The 15,922-nt window shown below is 63.8% G+C and carries 17 protein-coding genes; 11 read left to right on the forward strand and 6 right to left on the reverse strand.

Annotated features, from left to right (window positions below):
• Positions 1-16: 16 nt before the first annotated feature.
• Together JQ586_RS15180 and JQ586_RS15185 are read right to left on the reverse strand one after the other, a co-directional pair.
• Positions 17-328: a hypothetical protein gene (locus tag JQ586_RS15180; RefSeq protein WP_249147621.1), complete on the reverse strand. Its 312-nt coding sequence runs from the start codon at positions 326-328 to the stop codon at positions 17-19.
• Between the two features lie 43 nt (positions 329-371).
• Positions 372-692, reverse strand: a complete 321-nt coding sequence (locus tag JQ586_RS15185; RefSeq protein ID WP_212395387.1) for a hypothetical protein — start codon at positions 690-692, stop codon at positions 372-374.
• 61 nt (positions 693-753) lie between these two features.
• Here JQ586_RS15185 and JQ586_RS15190 point away from each other — a divergent pair, with 61 nt between their 5' ends.
• Together JQ586_RS15190 and JQ586_RS15195 are read left to right on the forward strand one after the other, a co-directional pair.
• Positions 754-954 carry a DUF3072 domain-containing protein gene (locus tag JQ586_RS15190; protein WP_249147622.1) on the forward strand — a complete coding sequence of 67 codons (201 nt, stop codon included), beginning with the start codon at positions 754-756 and terminating at the stop codon, positions 952-954.
• A 115-nt stretch (positions 955-1,069) separates the two neighbouring features.
• Positions 1,070-1,324: a hypothetical protein gene (locus tag JQ586_RS15195; protein ID WP_212395388.1), complete on the forward strand. Its 255-nt coding sequence runs from the start codon at positions 1,070-1,072 to the stop codon at positions 1,322-1,324.
• 171 nt (positions 1,325-1,495) lie between these two features.
• Here the strand turns inward: JQ586_RS15195 and JQ586_RS15200 are convergent, their stop codons facing one another.
• Positions 1,496-1,753, reverse strand: a complete 258-nt coding sequence (locus JQ586_RS15200; protein WP_212395389.1) for a hypothetical protein — start codon at positions 1,751-1,753, stop codon at positions 1,496-1,498.
• Between the two features lie 108 nt (positions 1,754-1,861).
• On the opposite strand from JQ586_RS15200, the gene JQ586_RS15205 reads away from it, so the two are divergent.
• A complete protein-coding gene (locus JQ586_RS15205; RefSeq protein ID WP_212395390.1) occupies positions 1,862-3,934 on the forward strand; it encodes an ATP-dependent helicase in 2,073 nt (690 codons plus the stop codon).
• A 150-nt stretch (positions 3,935-4,084) separates the two neighbouring features.
• On the opposite strand, the gene JQ586_RS15210 is transcribed toward JQ586_RS15205, so the two are convergent.
• The gene (locus JQ586_RS15210) at positions 4,085-4,816 is read right to left on the reverse strand and encodes an adenylate/guanylate cyclase domain-containing protein (RefSeq protein ID WP_212395391.1); all 732 of its coding nucleotides are present in this window, start codon (positions 4,814-4,816) and stop codon (positions 4,085-4,087) included.
• A gap of 86 nt (positions 4,817-4,902) precedes the next feature.
• Positions 4,903-5,148, reverse strand: coding sequence for a PilZ domain-containing protein (locus tag JQ586_RS15215; protein ID WP_212395392.1), 246 nt, complete (start codon positions 5,146-5,148; stop codon positions 4,903-4,905).
• A gap of 261 nt (positions 5,149-5,409) precedes the next feature.
• Here JQ586_RS15215 and JQ586_RS15220 point away from each other — a divergent pair, with 261 nt between their 5' ends.
• A complete protein-coding gene (locus JQ586_RS15220; protein ID WP_212395393.1) occupies positions 5,410-6,816 on the forward strand; it encodes an MFS transporter in 1,407 nt (468 codons plus the stop codon).
• Positions 6,817-7,127: 311 nt separating this feature from the next.
• Here JQ586_RS15220 and JQ586_RS15225 read toward each other — a convergent pair whose 3' ends face one another.
• Entirely contained in the window at positions 7,128-7,955 is an 828-nt protein-coding gene (locus JQ586_RS15225; RefSeq protein ID WP_212395394.1) for a Spy/CpxP family protein refolding chaperone, read from the reverse strand.
• Positions 7,956-8,383: 428 nt separating this feature from the next.
• Between JQ586_RS15225 and JQ586_RS15230 the strand changes: the two genes are divergently transcribed.
• The 7 genes from JQ586_RS15230 to JQ586_RS15260 all read left to right on the forward strand — a co-directional run bounded on the left by JQ586_RS15230 (position 8,384) and on the right by JQ586_RS15260 (position 15,882).
• A complete protein-coding gene (locus JQ586_RS15230) occupies positions 8,384-9,724 on the forward strand; it encodes an ABC transporter substrate-binding protein (protein WP_212395395.1) in 1,341 nt (446 codons plus the stop codon).
• A 122-nt stretch (positions 9,725-9,846) separates the two neighbouring features.
• Positions 9,847-10,785 carry a carbohydrate ABC transporter permease gene (locus tag JQ586_RS15235; protein ID WP_212395396.1) on the forward strand — a complete coding sequence of 313 codons (939 nt, stop codon included), beginning with the start codon at positions 9,847-9,849 and terminating at the stop codon, positions 10,783-10,785.
• Positions 10,785-11,696: a carbohydrate ABC transporter permease gene (locus tag JQ586_RS15240; protein WP_212395397.1), complete on the forward strand. Its 912-nt coding sequence runs from the start codon at positions 10,785-10,787 to the stop codon at positions 11,694-11,696. The genes JQ586_RS15235 and JQ586_RS15240 overlap by 1 nt, the downstream gene beginning before the upstream one ends.
• Before the next feature lie 19 nt (positions 11,697-11,715).
• Positions 11,716-12,816 carry an ABC transporter ATP-binding protein gene (locus JQ586_RS15245; protein WP_212395398.1) on the forward strand — a complete coding sequence of 367 codons (1,101 nt, stop codon included), beginning with the start codon at positions 11,716-11,718 and terminating at the stop codon, positions 12,814-12,816.
• Positions 12,817-12,845: 29 nt separating this feature from the next.
• On the forward strand, positions 12,846-13,835 hold the full coding sequence (locus JQ586_RS15250) for a hydroxyacid dehydrogenase (protein WP_212395399.1): 990 nt from the start codon (positions 12,846-12,848) through the stop codon (positions 13,833-13,835).
• A gap of 67 nt (positions 13,836-13,902) precedes the next feature.
• Positions 13,903-15,327 (forward strand): amidase, encoded by a 1,425-nt coding sequence (locus tag JQ586_RS15255; protein ID WP_212395400.1) that lies wholly within the window; start codon positions 13,903-13,905, stop codon positions 15,325-15,327.
• Positions 15,328-15,405: 78 nt separating this feature from the next.
• Positions 15,406-15,882: a hypothetical protein gene (locus JQ586_RS15260; RefSeq protein ID WP_212395401.1), complete on the forward strand. Its 477-nt coding sequence runs from the start codon at positions 15,406-15,408 to the stop codon at positions 15,880-15,882.
• Positions 15,883-15,922 lie beyond the last annotated feature (40 nt).

Genomic DNA, 15,922 nt, shown 5'->3' on the forward strand with positions numbered 1-15,922 from the left:
TCTGCCGGAGTCTTGCTCAGCGGCTACCCGGCCATGTTCGTCGGATCAAACAGACCCGCTCGATCCTGCTGCATTGCCCGCAGCGGTACTGAAGGATGTCCCTGCCCTGACTGTCGGGAGAGCAGCTCTCAAGCCGCATGGTTTTGTCGCAGCTGATGCAGGAGATCAGCGTCAGGAGCGGGCTGCGATCGTCATTCATCGATTCCCGCTGTGGTGCGGTCGGATCGGCGATCATTGCGATGGAGGCGGTCATGGCATTGAGATGTCTCACCATGAGAAAATGCCGATCCGCGCCCCGGGTTCCAGCCAGGAACCAGTCCGACGTCAATCATATCGCTTCGAGCGACCCGTCGCTGCATTGGCCCGCGTGGTCAGACCTTGGCGTTGCCGTGTCCGGTCCGCGGCTTGCCACCAACCGGCTTGGCCTTCATCGGGAGACGCGCCCCCTGAGGAGTGGGGTCCTGGCTTCGGGTCAACCGCTCGCGCACCGTCGGCAACCGGTCCCCGCCGCCTGAGGCCTTCCAGCGGGCGATCAAGTCGGCGACCTCGGCCCGCATGGCCAGCAGCCGACAGGACGCCTGGGTGCAGTCGAGGTCACGGTTGACCTGATCCCGGATCGCCGCCTCGACCAAGGTCATTTCAGCTCGCAACGTGCTGATCTTACGTCGAATTTCGTTGATCTTGTTGTCCATGGCTTGTTAGAACAAAAATAGAACATATTGTCAAGGCAACATTCGGCTAATGAGGTGACAGATGAGCATGGCAGCGGTGAAATTCGGTGGGATCGCCGAGCGGATCGGGGTGCAAATGACCCGGGGCCAGGCCGCCCGGCTGCGGAGCCTTGCCGAGGAGGCCTATCAGCCAAAGCAGTACGCGCGCGACCTGACCTTCGAGGAAGCGGAGCGGCGGATTAGCGCCCTGAAAGCGGAGATCGCCCTCGCCGACTCCTTCTGAAGCAGCCTTACTTCTGAAGCAGCCTTGGCCGCACGGGCCGACGACCATTAACACTTGATATAACCGACGCAGCTAAGTCTGCTCGCGTCGGAAACGTCTGCCCGGAGTGTCTCAAGTGCTGGAGCTGGAGAAGCGATCGCCGCTCGCCTTCTCGATCGTGCTGAAGAACGGGCGGAGGCTTGAGACCGTCGGCGACGCCGCCGACTATTTGTCGACGCTGAGCGCGGACCAGCGCGAGCGCTCGCATTGGCGGACAGCGATCATGATGTTCAACAACGCGATGCGGGAAGCGCGCTACCTGAAGATCGCAACCATGAACCTGCGATCGGCCCTGCTTTATGATCGGCTGCTCGACGACAGCAGCCTGTGAGTGTTGTGCCGATGCTACAGCCGAATCGGCCGCGCTTCCGTAAATGCCGTCCTCGTCATGGCCGCAAACAAGGTAACGGCGGTACACACCATGGCTTGAGCCGATCGTGCTTCAGCCGCCATCTCGGGCCGCCTCGGAGGGCCAAGGCGGCCCACTTCTTTTTGCGAAGCTTCAGACCAGTTTTGCCCGCACGAACAGCGTGCGTAACGCATTCGTCGCCTGCACCGTCAGGATGGCATTGCCTGCCGCCCTCTCCAGCGCGGTGACGGCATCATCGTGCAGCGAGCGGAATTCCATCCATTCGATGGCACTCACGCTGGTGATGAAGCGGTAGGCCTGCCCTACGGTCGCAAGCGTCACCGTCTCGCCGTTCAGCCGCACCTTGAACGTCGCCTTCAACGGCGTGTCGGAACTGGATACGTCACCCATAGCGCGGTTGTGCTCCGCGCCACGCTAATGTCAATCTAATTTCTCGGCCCCGCGACGGCGCCGATCCCAAGCGTCACGATGTCTGTTAGCGTCAGCTGGGGGTGATTCGTGCCTGCACTTGCCAACACAGCCTATCTGGATGCGCTCAATCCCGAGCAGCGCCGCGCGGTCGAGCATGGCGTCGGGACCGATGGCACGATTGGCGCGCCGCTGCTGGTGATCGCCGGCGCGGGTTCGGGCAAGACCAACACCCTCGCCCATCGCGTCGCGCACCTGATCGTGAGCGGCGCCGATCCGCGCCGCATTCTCCTGATGACCTTTTCGCGCCGCGCCGCGTCCGAAATGGCCGCTCGCGTCGAGCGCATCGCGCGGCGCGTGCTCGGCGACAACAAGGCCGGCGTGATGACGGACGCGCTGAGCTGGGCCGGCACGTTCCACGGCATCGGCGCGCGACTGCTCCGCGAATTCTCCGAGCGGATCGGGCTCGATCCCGCCTTCACGATCCACGACCGCGAGGATTCCTCCGACTTGATGAACCTCGTTCGGCATGATCTCGGTCTGTCGCGGACCGAAAGCCGGTTTCCGACCAAGGGCACCTGCCTTTCGATCTACTCGCGCTGTGTCAACGCCGAGTTGCCGATCGAAACGGCGCTGGGCCAGTCCTTCCCGTGGTGCGCGGGCTGGGCCGCCGAGCTGAAGCAACTGTTCGCGGCCTATGTCGAGTCCAAGCAGCAGCAGAACGTGCTCGACTATGACGACCTCCTGCTCTACTGGGCCCAAATGGTCACCGACGCTGCGCTGGCCGGGGAGATCGGCGGCCGCTTCGACCACGTGATGGTTGACGAATATCAGGACACCAACCGCCTGCAATCCTCGATCCTGCTGGGCCTCAAGCCGGCGGGCCACGGGCTGACCGTGGTGGGCGACGATGCCCAGTCGATCTATTCCTTTCGCGCCGCCACCGTGCGCAACATCCTCGATTTTCCCGAACAGTTCAGCCCGGTGGCCGAGATCATCACGCTCGACCGCAACTATCGCTCGACCCAGCCGATCCTCTCGGCCGCCAACGGCGTCATCTCGCTCGCCAAGGAACGCTTCACCAAGAATCTGTGGACCGACCGCACCTCGACGCGCAAGCCGCAACTCGTAGCCATTCGCGACGAGGCCGATCAGGCCCGCTACGTCGTCGAGCAGGTGCTGGCGACCCGCGAGGAAGGCGCGCTGCTGAAGCACCAGGCCGTGCTGTTTCGTACCTCCTCGCACAGCGGACCGCTGGAGGTCGAACTGACCCGCCGCAACATCCCGTTCGTGAAATTCGGCGGCCTGAAATTCCTCGACGCGGCGCATGTCAAGGACATGCTGGCGCTGCTCCGTTTCGCCGCCAATCCGCGCGACCGCGTCGCCGGCTTTCGTGTCCTGCATCTGCTCCCGGGGGTCGGACCGGCCTCGGCGCAGCGCGTGCTCGACTGCATGGCGGAGGCGGCTGATCCCATTTCAGTGCTTGCCTCGCTTCCCTCGCCGCCTCGGGCCGGCGAGGATTGGCGTCTGTTCGTCGAGACGATCGAGAACCTCCGCTTCTCCGAATGGCCCGTCGATCTCGAACGCGCACGGTTGTGGTATGAGCCTCATCTCGACCGCATCCATGAAGACAGCGAGGTCCGCCGCGCCGACCTGATCCAGCTCGAGCAGATCGCCGCCGGCTATCCTTCGCGCGAGCGTTTCCTGACCGAACTCACGCTCGATCCGCCTGACGCAACCAGCGACCAGGCCGGCGTGCCGCTACGCGACGAGGACTACCTGATCCTCTCGACAATCCACTCCGCCAAAGGCCAGGAGTGGAAGTCGGTGTATGTACTCAACGTGGTCGACGGCTGCATGCCGTCCGATCTTGGCGCCGGCACGTCAGCTGAGCTAGAAGAAGAGCGCCGCCTGCTTTATGTCGCGATGACGCGTGCCAAGGACGATCTGCATCTGCTCGTGCCCCAACGCTTCTTCGTCCACGGCCAGGCCGCCAAGGGCGATCGACACATGTACGCCTCACGGACCAGGTTCATCCCCGAAAAGCTGCTGCCGATGTTCGAGCGCTCCACCTGGCCTCGGGCGCCTGCCGCGGAACCGGGTTCCGCGAACCGCGCGCCACAGGTCGACATCCGCGCCAGGATGCGCGGCATGTGGCGGTGACCGGGAACCTGAAAGCTTTTCAGCAGGCCCGGAACGAACCCGCGCCCGCGGCGTTGAAGCGCTGTTCGTAATCGGCAAACGACCATCCCGACGGCTTCGGTGCGCAGTCCTGAGGACGCGCCGGAGCCGTCATTTTTGCGTCGCGTCAATTCAGGCCGTGTACAGCCGCACCGGCTGGTCAAACCCCTTCAGCGCATAGTCGACCCCGTCCGACATCACCGTGTCGTGGGATCGATCCCGCACGGCCGACGTCACGAGGATCTCGCCCGCCTTCGCGGCCGCCTGTGCGCGCGCGGCACGATTGACCACGGTGCCGACTGCAGTCAGGTCCCGATGGGTGCGGCCAAACTCACCGAAATTGGTGTCGCCGCTGTCGATCCCGATCCCGATGCCGATCTCGACGTCACCAGCACCGATGCTGCGTGCCAGTTCGTCGCGCCGGTGGGCAAAACTCTGCTGGATTTGGCGCGCGGCCATCAGCGCCTGCGCAGCGTGATCCTGTCGCCGCACCGGAAAATTGAAGATCGCCAGGACGGCGTCGCCAATCGTCTTGTTCAGGATGCCGTCGTAGCGCCAGATCGCTGCGGCGCAATCGTCGTAGAACGCGTCCAGCAGCAGCGACAGGCCGTCCTGCGCGATAGTCTGGGTCAGCGCGGTATAGCCGCGCAGGTCGGCGAACATGATGGTCGCGTCGACGGTCACGGCGCGCGCCTTCATGACCTTCGAGAAAGCCATCTCGCAGATCGTGCAGGTATTCGGATTCATCCGGCTAGGCTTGATGCCGAACAGGCGGAACGGCGCCGAGAGTGGCCCGCGCAACGGGATCGGCATGTGCAGATTTTGCCAGCAGCCGAGACAGATCGTGGCGGGCTCGGAGGTCATTGCTGCACCACCTGTTGTTCCGGCAGCGAAATCGCATTCATCCTAGCACCATTACAGGCATGGGGGCGGATTTCCAGTGGCCGGCGTCAGGTGACGAAGCTGAGGCCGAGCCGGTTCTTCTTGGCCCAGATCACCCGGCACTCGTAGACCTCTGAGGAGTCGTTTGCCATCACCAGGCGGAAGCGATCCGGGACGAAAGCCGGATTCTCGATATCGATGGCCGCCCCTTCCTGCGAGATATTGACGATCGTGCAATGCATCACCGATCCGCCTGACGACACATAGGCAGGCTCGTTGACCTCTGTGCGAGGATGCTTTCGCTTCTCATCCATCAAGTTTGGCCCCGGATCTCTGTACGCAGGCTTGGCGTTTGCGGCCCCGCGAGTCAACGCCGGTAGCCTACGGTATCGGGCTTTCACACCGCGATTTGTGCGCAGCGGTAGCAAGCCTCGGCATCGGCTGCGCGCAGACGAGCCCCGCGCAGGTCCAGACTTGTCGTTCGCGGCGCCGGCAGGCTAGCCTCCTGTCATTGGCGGTGCGGCGGCGCGACGCCCGTTCCCAACACCAATGAACAGGCGCCAGGGGGAGACGCCATGTTCGAGATTCTCGATCGTCGAACCAGCCTGACCGGCAACCAGGTCAAGATTCTTGCCGCCGCCATCATCGGCGATGCGCTGGAGTTCTTCGACTACTTCCTGATCGGCTTTGTGCTCGCGTTCCTGATCGGACCCTGGAAGCTCACCTTCGGCCAGTCCGCGACCGTGCTGATGAGCTCGGGCATCGGCGCCATCCTCGGTGCCTATCTCTGGGGCTGGCTAGCAGATCGGATCGGACGCCGCATCGTCTTCATCGGCACGGTGCTGAACTTCTCGATCGCTACCGGCCTGCTCTATTTCACCCCTGACAATGGCTGGGTCTATCTGACTGTCCTGCGCTTCTTCGTCGGCACGGGGGTCGGCGGCCTGTATTGCGTTGACCTGCCGCTGGTGCAGGAGTTCATGCCCTCGCACAAGCGCGGCTGGGTCGGCGGGCTCGTCACCTGCGTGATCCCGCTCGGCGTCGGGCTTGGCGCCGTGCTGGGTGGCACGATGGGCACCGACCAATGGCGGCTGCTGTTCGCGATCGGCGTGTTGCCGTCGCTGCTGGTGCTGCTGGTTCGGCTTTGGGTGCCGGAGTCGCCGCGCTGGCTGTGCCGGCAGGGACGCTATGACGAGGCGCGCAAGTCGCTCGCCTGGGCGCTGCAGGTGCCGCCGTCGGAGCTGCCATTGCCGACTGCCGCCGACGCCGGTCCCGTCGTCACGACGAACTGGCTCGACCTGTTCAAATATCCACGCAGCCTGATCGTCTCCTGGCTCGGCAATGCCGGCGCCCAGACCGGGGTCTACGGCATCACGCTGTGGGCGCCCGCACTGTTCGTGCTGCTGCTGAAGGTGACGCCGCAGGAGGCCGCAAGGATGATGATCCTGCTCAGCATCTCCGGTTTCATCGGCCGCGTCTCATTCTCCTATTTCTCGGAGCTGCTCGGACGGCGGATCGCCGGCGGCCTGCTGGGCTTTGGCGCCGGGGCGCTGACCATCATCGCCGGTTACCACTACGACTCGACCATGTTCGGCATGTCGGCATTCTGGCTGCTGCTCGCCGCGGCGTTCTTCTTTGCCGACGGCGGCTTTGCGATCGTCGGCCCCTACGCGGCCGAGGTCTGGCCGTCGCATCTGCGTACCACGGGCATGGGCTCCGCCTATGGCTTTGGCGGGATCGGCAAGATCATCGGGCCGGTGGGGCTCGCCTTGATCGTCGGCTCGAACAACTACCTCAAACCGGATGTGCCGTTGACCCAGATCCCGACCGCCTTCGTCTATCTCGGCTGCTGGTTCCTGATGGCGGGCGCGGTCTACTGCTTCCTTGGAATCGAGACCCGCGGCAAGTCGATCGAGCAGATCGACCGGGAGCTGAATGCGTCCGCCGGCGTCGCGACCTCCGCGCCGGTTCGGCAAGCCTAGAGAAAGCCGGCATGAGCCTTGAGCGCATCGTCACTCCGTTCGTGACAAGGCCCCGACTCGGCCATCACTCGGGCGTGATCCGGTCCGTTTTAATTCAACATTGAATGACGAGGTTGTCGTGCCGCACCGCTGCGGCAGAATAGCCGGGTGCTGCGCCTTTAACCTACCCCAGGGCTTGGCAGCCCGGCTATTCGTCCCCACGCCGAGCGTTCTCCAGCGAAGCGGGCGCCGGCTCGCGTCAATGAGACGCGCAAAAACGGCAACTCGAGCCCCGCTCCAGTTGGAGCGGAACTGTTTGCGTCAACCACCGCTCAATCGAGCCCGCGCTCGTGGCTCAGACGGACCATTTCATTGATGAAGATTTGTTTCTGCTTGTCGTCGAGGCTCGCATAGAGCGGCTCGGCCGCGTCGGCGACGTTGCGTTGATCGACGGCACGGTCGTTGAGGAATTGGGCCTCGTTGCGCATCTGCTCGATGATGTCGTCGGGCGGATCGCGCTGGGCGCGCGCGATCCGCAGGTTGAGACGGTCGGCGCCGTTGTGGCCGAGATAGTGCATCGCGCTGTTGAATCCGGACCATTGCTTCTCCTGCTCGGGCGTCAGGTCCAGCTCCTTCTTGATCCGGTCGATATCGGCGTCGCTGTTGGCGACGATCTGCTCGGCCGTGAGCTGCGGAGCACCGTCCTGGGTCAGAACGGCCGGCTGCTTGGCGCCCTTGTCCTTGGCAGCATCCTTGGCTGCATCCATGGCAGCATCCTTGGGAGCATCCTTCGAAGCCTGCTTGGAAGCCTCCCTGGAAGCCTTGGCCGACTTGGCGGCTTTGGCGCCCGTCTTGTCAGCCGGCGCGGCCGGCTGGGACGGCCCGCTCTTGCCGTTCGCGGCAGTCGCGTTGGAATTGTTCGAATTGCCGGTCAAAACGCCGGTGACCCCCGTCACCATTCCGACCACGCCGCCGATGGCGCCACCCAATACGCCGCCGACCGGCCCGGCCGCCTTGTTGCCCTCCCGAGCGCCCTTCTCGACACCCTGGGCGATTTGGGCCTCGACGAGACGAGGCGCTGCAAGCAGCACCAGGGCCGCTACCCCCAGCGCGACGCATGTTTTCCATCGCGCACGCAGCTTCACTACCGGGCTGGGCATTCTCGGATCTCCGTGAGTGTTTGAGGGCTGGTTGAGTCCATGCGGGGCAAAGTGCAAGATCGACGAATCCGGATTCTACCGTTGCTGACTTCCCCAAGTCCATTGGCAGGGTATCGTAACGGCGAGCGTTCGAGCCACCTGACCGGCCCGGAACCTGCGGACTCAATCCCGTCCTGCGCGCAACATCGTTCAGACCATCGTGCGGCGCAGCATGACCGCAAGCGAAGCTGCGAAGCGCGTGCTGCCTGAGATTTGACCACAACGTTAGTACTACGCGCGCGAGGACTCTGGTTTCTCGACAGCGGCCGGCAATTCTGTTCTGATTGGAAGCAGTGAAATCTCACGACGTCGCGCAACACGCGACGCACAAGGCATAATAACGAGATTTCCAAAGTCTTTTGTCCGTCGGCTCACCAGGGAGGGCACGCATGTCACGGAAGAAGCTTTCACGCCGGCAATTCGTTGCTGCAACTGCGCTGTCATCGGCCGCGCTCATCACGGCGCCTTATGTCCGCGGCGCTTATGCTGCCGGAAAGCTTTCGATCGGCTTCTGGGATCATTGGGTTCCCGGCGCGAACGACACGTCGAAGGCCGTGGTCATGGAATGGGCCGAGAAGGAAAAGGTCGACGTCCAGATCGACTACATCACGAGTCAGGGCGACAAAAACCTCGTCACCATTGCCGCCGAGGCCCAGGCCAAGACCGGCCACGACCTCTTTTCGATGCCGACCTGGTGGCCGCACGCCAATTCCGAGCAGCTTGAACCGCTCAACGACGTGATGGAGCCGCTGATCAAGCAGAACGGCGAGGTGAACGGCACGGTCAAATACCTCGGCCAGCTCGACGGCAAATGGCTCGCCGTTCCGAACTGTCTCGGCAGCCAGATCAAGGGCCCCTGCTCCCGCATTGATCTGATGAAGCAGTACGCCAACATCGACGTGCAGGAGATGTATCCCGCCGGCGGCCCGCCGAAGGCCGACAACTGGACGCTGGACACCTTCCTGAAGGCGGCCGAAGCCTGCCACAAGGGTGGCTTCCCGTTCGGCATCGGGCTCGGGCTGACCAGCGACAATGTTGACACCGCAGGCGCGATCTTCCAGTCGTTCGGGGCCCAGTTGGTCGATGCCAAGGGCGACATCAGCGTCAAGACCGACGCGGTTCGCCAGGCGCTCGAATTCTACAAGAAGCTGATCGCCTTCCTGCCGCCCGACGTTGCGGCATGGGACGACGCTTCCAACAACAAATGGCTGGTATCCGGCAAGGGTGCGATGATCATGAACCCGCCGAGCGCCTGGGCCGTCGCCAAGCGCGACGCGCCCCAGATTGCCGCGCAATGCTGGACTCACGGCTTCCCGGCCGGCCCTAAGGGCCGCTTCGCGCCATACCTGCCCTATTTCCTGACACTCTGGAGCTTCTCCAAGAACAAGGAGGCGGCCAAGAGCCTGCTGACCTACATTTCGCAGCCGGCGCAGATCGAGCGGCTGGTCAATGCCAGCGGCGGCTACGACCTTCCGGCGTTTGCGAACCTGACAACGTTGAAAGTTTGGCAGGAGCAGGAGCCGCCGAAGGGCACGCTCTACCACTATCCGAATCCCTACAATCACCAGACGCTGTCGATCGCTGCATCCCCGGCGCCGCCGAAAATCGCCCAGCAGATCTATTTCCAGGCCACACTGACCAAGATGTGCCTGAAGTACTATCAGGGTGAGACCATGGAGAACACGCTCGCCTGGGCTGAGGGCGAGTGCGAAGGCTTCATGCGAAGCTGACGAAACCCGGCCCGTGGCGCGGACGCCTAGTACGGACTGCCGCGCGGCGGCTTTGCCTTCGCGTTCCGGCCGCAACCGTTGCGGCCGGCCCATTCAACCAACCCGCGCGAGGAACCTGCGTCATGGTTGATGTCACGCTCCAGCCGAACCGCGTTGGGACAACGCATGCCGCACGCAGGCGAAACGGTCTGCGCAACGCGTTGGGACGCAAGTCGACCGTCGCGTTCCTGATGGCGCTGCCCCTGATCATTCTGATCGGCGTCCTCGTCGTTTATCCCGCCTTCTACGCGCTGCACCTCGCAACCCTGAACAAGTCGATGTCGAAGTTCGTCGGCTTCGGCAATTTCGAGTTCCTGTTCAAGCGCGAGATCTTCTGGATGGTGGTCAGGCAGTCCTGCCTGTTCGCGATCTCGGCCGTCATCTTCAAGGCGCTGATCGGCTTCATCGTTGCGCATTTCGTGCACAACGTGCCGGCCAAGAAGCAGCGCAAATGGCGCGGCATGCTGCTGGTGCCTTGGGTGATCCCGCCAGCGATGAGCACGCTCGCCTGGCTGTGGCTGTTCGACCCGTCCTACAGCGCCTTCAACTACACGCTTGGCCTGTTCGGGATCGGACCGATTTCCTGGCTCGGCGAAATCGGCTGGGCGCGTTTCTCGGTCATTCTCGTCAACGTCTGGTACGGCGCGCCGTTCTTCATGATCATGTATCTGGCGGCGCTGAAATCGGTCCCCGAGCAGCTTTATGAGGCCGCCGCCATCGATGGCGCCAACTGGTGGCAGCGGATCTGGTACGTGACCCTGCCGATGATGCGCAACATCATCGCGATCACCACGCTGTTCTCGCTGATCGTCACCTTCGCCAATTTCGACATCACGCGTATCCTGACCAACGGCGGCCCGCTCGATCACACGCACCTGTTCGCCACCTGGGCGTTCAGGGTTGGCATCGAGAGCAGCGACATTCCGCTCGGTGCCAGCGTCTCGCTGTTCATGTTCCCGATCCTCGCGATCGCCGCGGTCTTCATTCTGCGCGATATCTCCAAACGGGGGAACGAAGCCTGATGAGCACGGTGGCGATCGACAAGGCGGGACCAACGCGCAAGATCAAGTACCGCAGCATGAGCCGCGACCGCACCTGGGCGCTGCGCTGGTCCTATTTCTTCCTGGTGCTGTTTGCGATCTTCTCTCTGACGCCGCCGATCTACATGCTGATCACCTCGCTGAAGAGCAGCGCCGAGATCTCGGCGGCGACCAACCCGTGGTGGGTGTTTCATCCGACGCTGTCGAACTACGCCGAGCTTCTGACATCGAACCAGTTCCTCCGCTTCTTCTGGAATTCGGCCTGGATTTCGATCATCGTGGTGACCATCACGATGCTGATCAGCGTGCCGGCGGCATTCGCGCTGGCACGGATGAAGTTCTGGGGCTCGGCGACGCTGGCGACCGGCGTGTTCCTGACCTATCTGATTCCGGACACGCTGCTGTTCATCCCGCTGTTCAAGATGTTCGCCCTGTTCGGCGACTGGACCGGCATCCAGCTCATCAACCGCTGGTACGTGCTGCTGTTCATCTATCCGACGCTGACCGTGCCGTTCTGCACCTGGATCATGATCGGCTACTTCGCCTCGATCCCGAAGGAACTCGACGAGGCCGCGATCATCGACGGGGCTAGCTGGTTCCAGACGCTGACCCGGATCTTCATTCCGGTCGCGCTGCCGGGCCTGATCGCCGCGACGATCTTCGCCTTCACCGTCTCCTGGGCACAGTATCTCTATCCCCTGGTGTTCACGACCTCGACCGATCAGCTCGTGCTGCCGGTCGGCATCACCACGACCCTGATCAAGGGCGACGTGTTCAACTGGGGCCAGATCATGACCGGCGCCCTGCTCGGCGCTGCGCCGCCGCTGATCATCTACGCCTTCCTGATGGACTACTACATTGCCGGCCTGACCGCCGGTGCGACAAAGGGTTGAACGCGACAAGGTAGGATTCATGGCTGACGTTACGTTGCGCAAGGTGGTGAAGCGTTACGACGACGTCGAGGCGGTGCGCGGCATCGATCTCGATATCGCCGATCATGAGTTCGTGGTGCTGGTCGGGCCAAGCGGCTGCGGCAAGTCGACGACCCTGCGGATGATTGCCGGGCTCGAGGACATTTCCGACGGCGACATCATGATCGGCGGCGACGTCGTCAACGATGTGCCGCCGAAGGACCGCGACATCGCGATGGTGTTCCAGAACTATGCGCTCTACCCGCATATGACCGTCGCCGAGAACATGTCATTCGGGCTGCGGCTAAAGCACTATCCGAAGGCCGAGATCAAGAGCCGGGTTGCCGAAGCCGCGCGCATGCTCGACATCACCGACCTCGTCGACCGCAAGCCGAAGCAGCTCTCCGGCGGCCAGCGCCAGCGCGTCGCGATGGGGCGCGCCATCGTACGCAATCCGAAGGTGTTCCTGTTCGACGAGCCGCTCTCGAACCTCGACGCCAAGCTGCGCGTGCAGATGCGGATAGAGATCAAGAAGGTGCACCAGAAGGTCCGCACCACGACCGTCTACGTCACCCATGACCAGGTCGAGGCGATGACCCTGGCCGATCGAGTGGTGGTGATGAACCACGGCAGGATCGAGCAGATCGGTACACCGAACGAGCTCTACCACAACCCGGCGACCCGGTTCGTCGCGAGCTTCATTGGTTCGCCCGCGATGAATTTTGCCCCTTGCCGTCTTGAGGATGTCGCGGGCCGGCTGCATGTGCGGCTGACCGACCGCCTCGCCTTCCCGCTGCCGCCACAACGTGCCGCGCGCTACCAGGCCATCCAGCGCACCGACAAGCTTCTGCTCGGCATCCGGCCCGAACATGTCGCCGACGCGAGGCCTCATGCCGATCCCGGCGTCGAGCCGTTCGATGCAATGCTCGACGTCACCGAACCGATGGGGATGGAGACGCTGGTCTATTTCACGCTCGAGGGCACGCAGGTCTGCGGCCGGGTCACCCCGAATGCCGGCGCGAAGGATGGCAGCCCGCTCCGAATGGCTGTGGACCTCAACAATATGCATTTGCTAAACGAGGTGACCGGCGCCGTCCTTTGACGGCGTACAAGAAACCTCAAGGGCAGGAAATGGCTACCAACAAGAAGAAGATTTTCATCACCCAGACGTTTTCGGCGGGTGCACGGGCATTGCTGAGTGAGCGGGATGATGTCGAGCTCGTCGAATTTCCCAACCTGATCTCGGCCAAGGATTTTCAGGTCATGCTGGAGCAGCATGCGCCGGTCCATGGCGTAGCCCTCGGCGCGACGAAGTTCGGCGAGCCGGAGCTCGAGGCCTCCAAGGGCATGGAGGTGGTGACCCGGATCGGCGTCGGCTACGACGCGGTCGACGTACCCGCGCTCTCCCGCCGCAAGGTGCCGCTGATGGTCGCAGGCACCGCGAACTCCCCGTCGGTCGCCGAGCAGGCTCTGTTCATGATGCTGACGCTCGCCAAGCGGGCGCAGGAGATGCATGCCGTGGTGAAGGACGGCACCTGGGCGGGCCGCCTCGGCGTGCTGCCGTACGATCTCTACGGCAAGACCGCGCTGATCGTCGGCTTCGGCCGCATCGGTACCCGCACCGCCAAACGCTGCCTGGCGATGGAAATGAATGTGCTGGTTTACGATCCCTACAAGCCCGCCGGCGAAATCACCGCCGCCGGCTGCGAAGCGGTGCCCGACCTCGACGCGGCATTGCCGCGCGCCGATTTCGTCACCATCCATTGCCCGAAGACAACAGAGACCGTCGGCTTGTTCAACGCCGCGCGGCTCAGGCACATGAAGCCGACCGCCTACCTCATCAACACGGCCCGCGGCGGCATCGTCGATGAGAAGGCGCTGCACGATGCGCTGGTGTCGGGCAAGCTCGCAGGCGCCGGCCTCGACGTGTTCGAGGTCGAGCCGCCGCCGGTCGGCCAGCCCCTTCACAGCCTGCCGAACGTGATCATGGCGCCGCACGTCGCCGGCGTCACCGTCGAGGCGGTCGACCGCATGAGCGAGCAGACCGCCCGGAATATCCTGAGCGTGCTGGACGGCAATCCGTTGCGCCAGAACGTGATCAACCAGGACGTCCTCGGCTGAGCGTTCAGCCTCGTTTATTCGCGCCGGACTCGATCCGTGCGTCGGTCCGGCGATGCGGAGCATGCAAATGGCTTTCAAGGAATTCGGTAATCATGACGCGGTTGGCCTCGCCGAACTCGTTCGCGAGAAGGAGGTGACGGCGAAGGAGTTGCTCGATGAAGCGATCGCCCGCACGGCTAAGGTCGACCCGCAGATCAACGCGATCGTCGTCAAGCATTACGACTATGCCGAGCAGCAAATCGCCAGGGGCCTGCCCGACGGTCCCTTCACCGGCGTGCCGTTCCTGTTGAAGGACCTCGACCTGCTCGAGGGCACCCGCACCACGTCGGGTGCAAGCCTGCTGAAGGATTTCGTCGCCGATCATAACGGCACGCTGACGCAGCGCTTCCTCGATGCCGGCGTCACCATCTTCGGCAAGAGTTCGAGCCCCGAGTTCGGCCTGATGCCGACGACCGAGTCCCGCCTGTTCGGCCCGACCCGCAATCCCTGGAACACGAACCATTCGTCGGGCGGCTCGTCCGGCGGCGCGGGTGCGGCGGTTGCCGCGCGCATCCTCCCCGTGGCGCATGCCAGCGACGGCGGCGGCTCGATCCGGATCCCGGCGTCCGCCTCCGGCGTGTTCGGCATGAAACCGACCCGGGCGCGCAACCCGCTCGGCCCCGATCGCGGCGAAGGCTGGGGCGGCTTTTCCGTCGGTCACGTGCTCAGCATCAGCGTACGCGACAGCGCGGTCATGATGGACGCGATTCACGGGCCCGAAGCATCAAGCCCCTATGTCGCACCGCCTCCGGAACGGCCGTTCTCGCAGGAAGTCGGCCGCGATCCCGGTCGGCTGCGCATCAGCTTCACCGACAAGTCGCCCTATGGCGATGCCATCGATCACGAGATCGCGGAAGCGGTGCGCGACACTGCCAAGCTGCTCGCAGGTCTCGGCCATCATGTTGAGGAACGCGCCCCGCCGCTTGCCGCGGACCCGGCCCAGGTGATGACGACGATCGTCGGCGGCAACACTGCGCTGACGGTGCGAATGCTGGAGCAGCGTGCCGGCCGCCCGCTGACGTCGGGCGATCTCGAGCGCCTGACCCTCGCCAGTGCGGAGAACTCGCGCAAGTTGACGCCGGCGGACTATGTCGGCGCGCAACTCGCCGCGTTCCAGATATCCCACGCGCTCGCGACCTTCTTCGAAGGCTGCGACATCTTCCTCAGCCCGACGCTGTGCGCGCCGCCCGTCCGCATCGGGGAGTTGAACTCGATGTCCGAGGATCTCAGCCACATCGCGCCGACCCTGCGCCGCTACATGCCGGGCACCTCGATGTTCAACATGTCCGGCCAGCCGGCGATGTCGGTGCCGCTGGCCTGGAACAAGGCCGGACTGCCGCTCGGCATGATGTTTGCGGCCAGGCTCGGTGAGGAAGGATGCCTGTTCCGCCTTGCCGGCCAGCTCGAACAGGTCCGCCCGTGGCGCGACAAGCGCCCGCCGGTTTGCGCATAGGCTGACAAACCCCTGCCGTATCAGTTACATAGGGGACTCGCCGACACCGTTGGAGGCGTCTTGTCTGGAGACCATACTGTGAGCCAAAGCGACCCGACCGACAACGCGCTCGCCGCGATCGCGAGCATTCTCGACCAGACGACCACGCCGCCCGAGCCGGCCAGGGTGCCTGCCGTGGCGGAAGACCCTCCGGCCGCCGTAGCACTGCCACCGCCTCTCCCGGATGAGACCGAATCGAAAGAGAGCGAACCGGAGTCGATCGAATCGATCCGGCCGATCGAGGCCAACGGCTACACCAAGGTCGGTCCCGGTCCGATGGCCGCGCTGCGCTTCCGCTGGACAGTGCGCGAGGAGGACGGCCGTTTTTTCGTCGACGAGACCGTCGGCGAAGGCTCACCCCCGCTCGTCAACGGTCCGATGGACCGCGGTGCCGCGATCAAGTTCGTCGACGATCGCGAGGCCGCAGCGCAAGAGCGTTTCAAGCACTTCAGGAACGAGATGATCAATCGCAGGGTGATCGCCGATTACGCGCCCAGGCACAGCGACGAAGGCTAGGCTCGCGGCGTGCCGGGGAAGTCGTGGGCGGTCGCGACGC

Origin of the sequence: Bradyrhizobium jicamae, from assembly GCF_018130215.1 — a bacterium.
GTDB classification, from domain to species: domain Bacteria; phylum Pseudomonadota; class Alphaproteobacteria; order Rhizobiales; family Xanthobacteraceae; genus Bradyrhizobium; species Bradyrhizobium jicamae_A.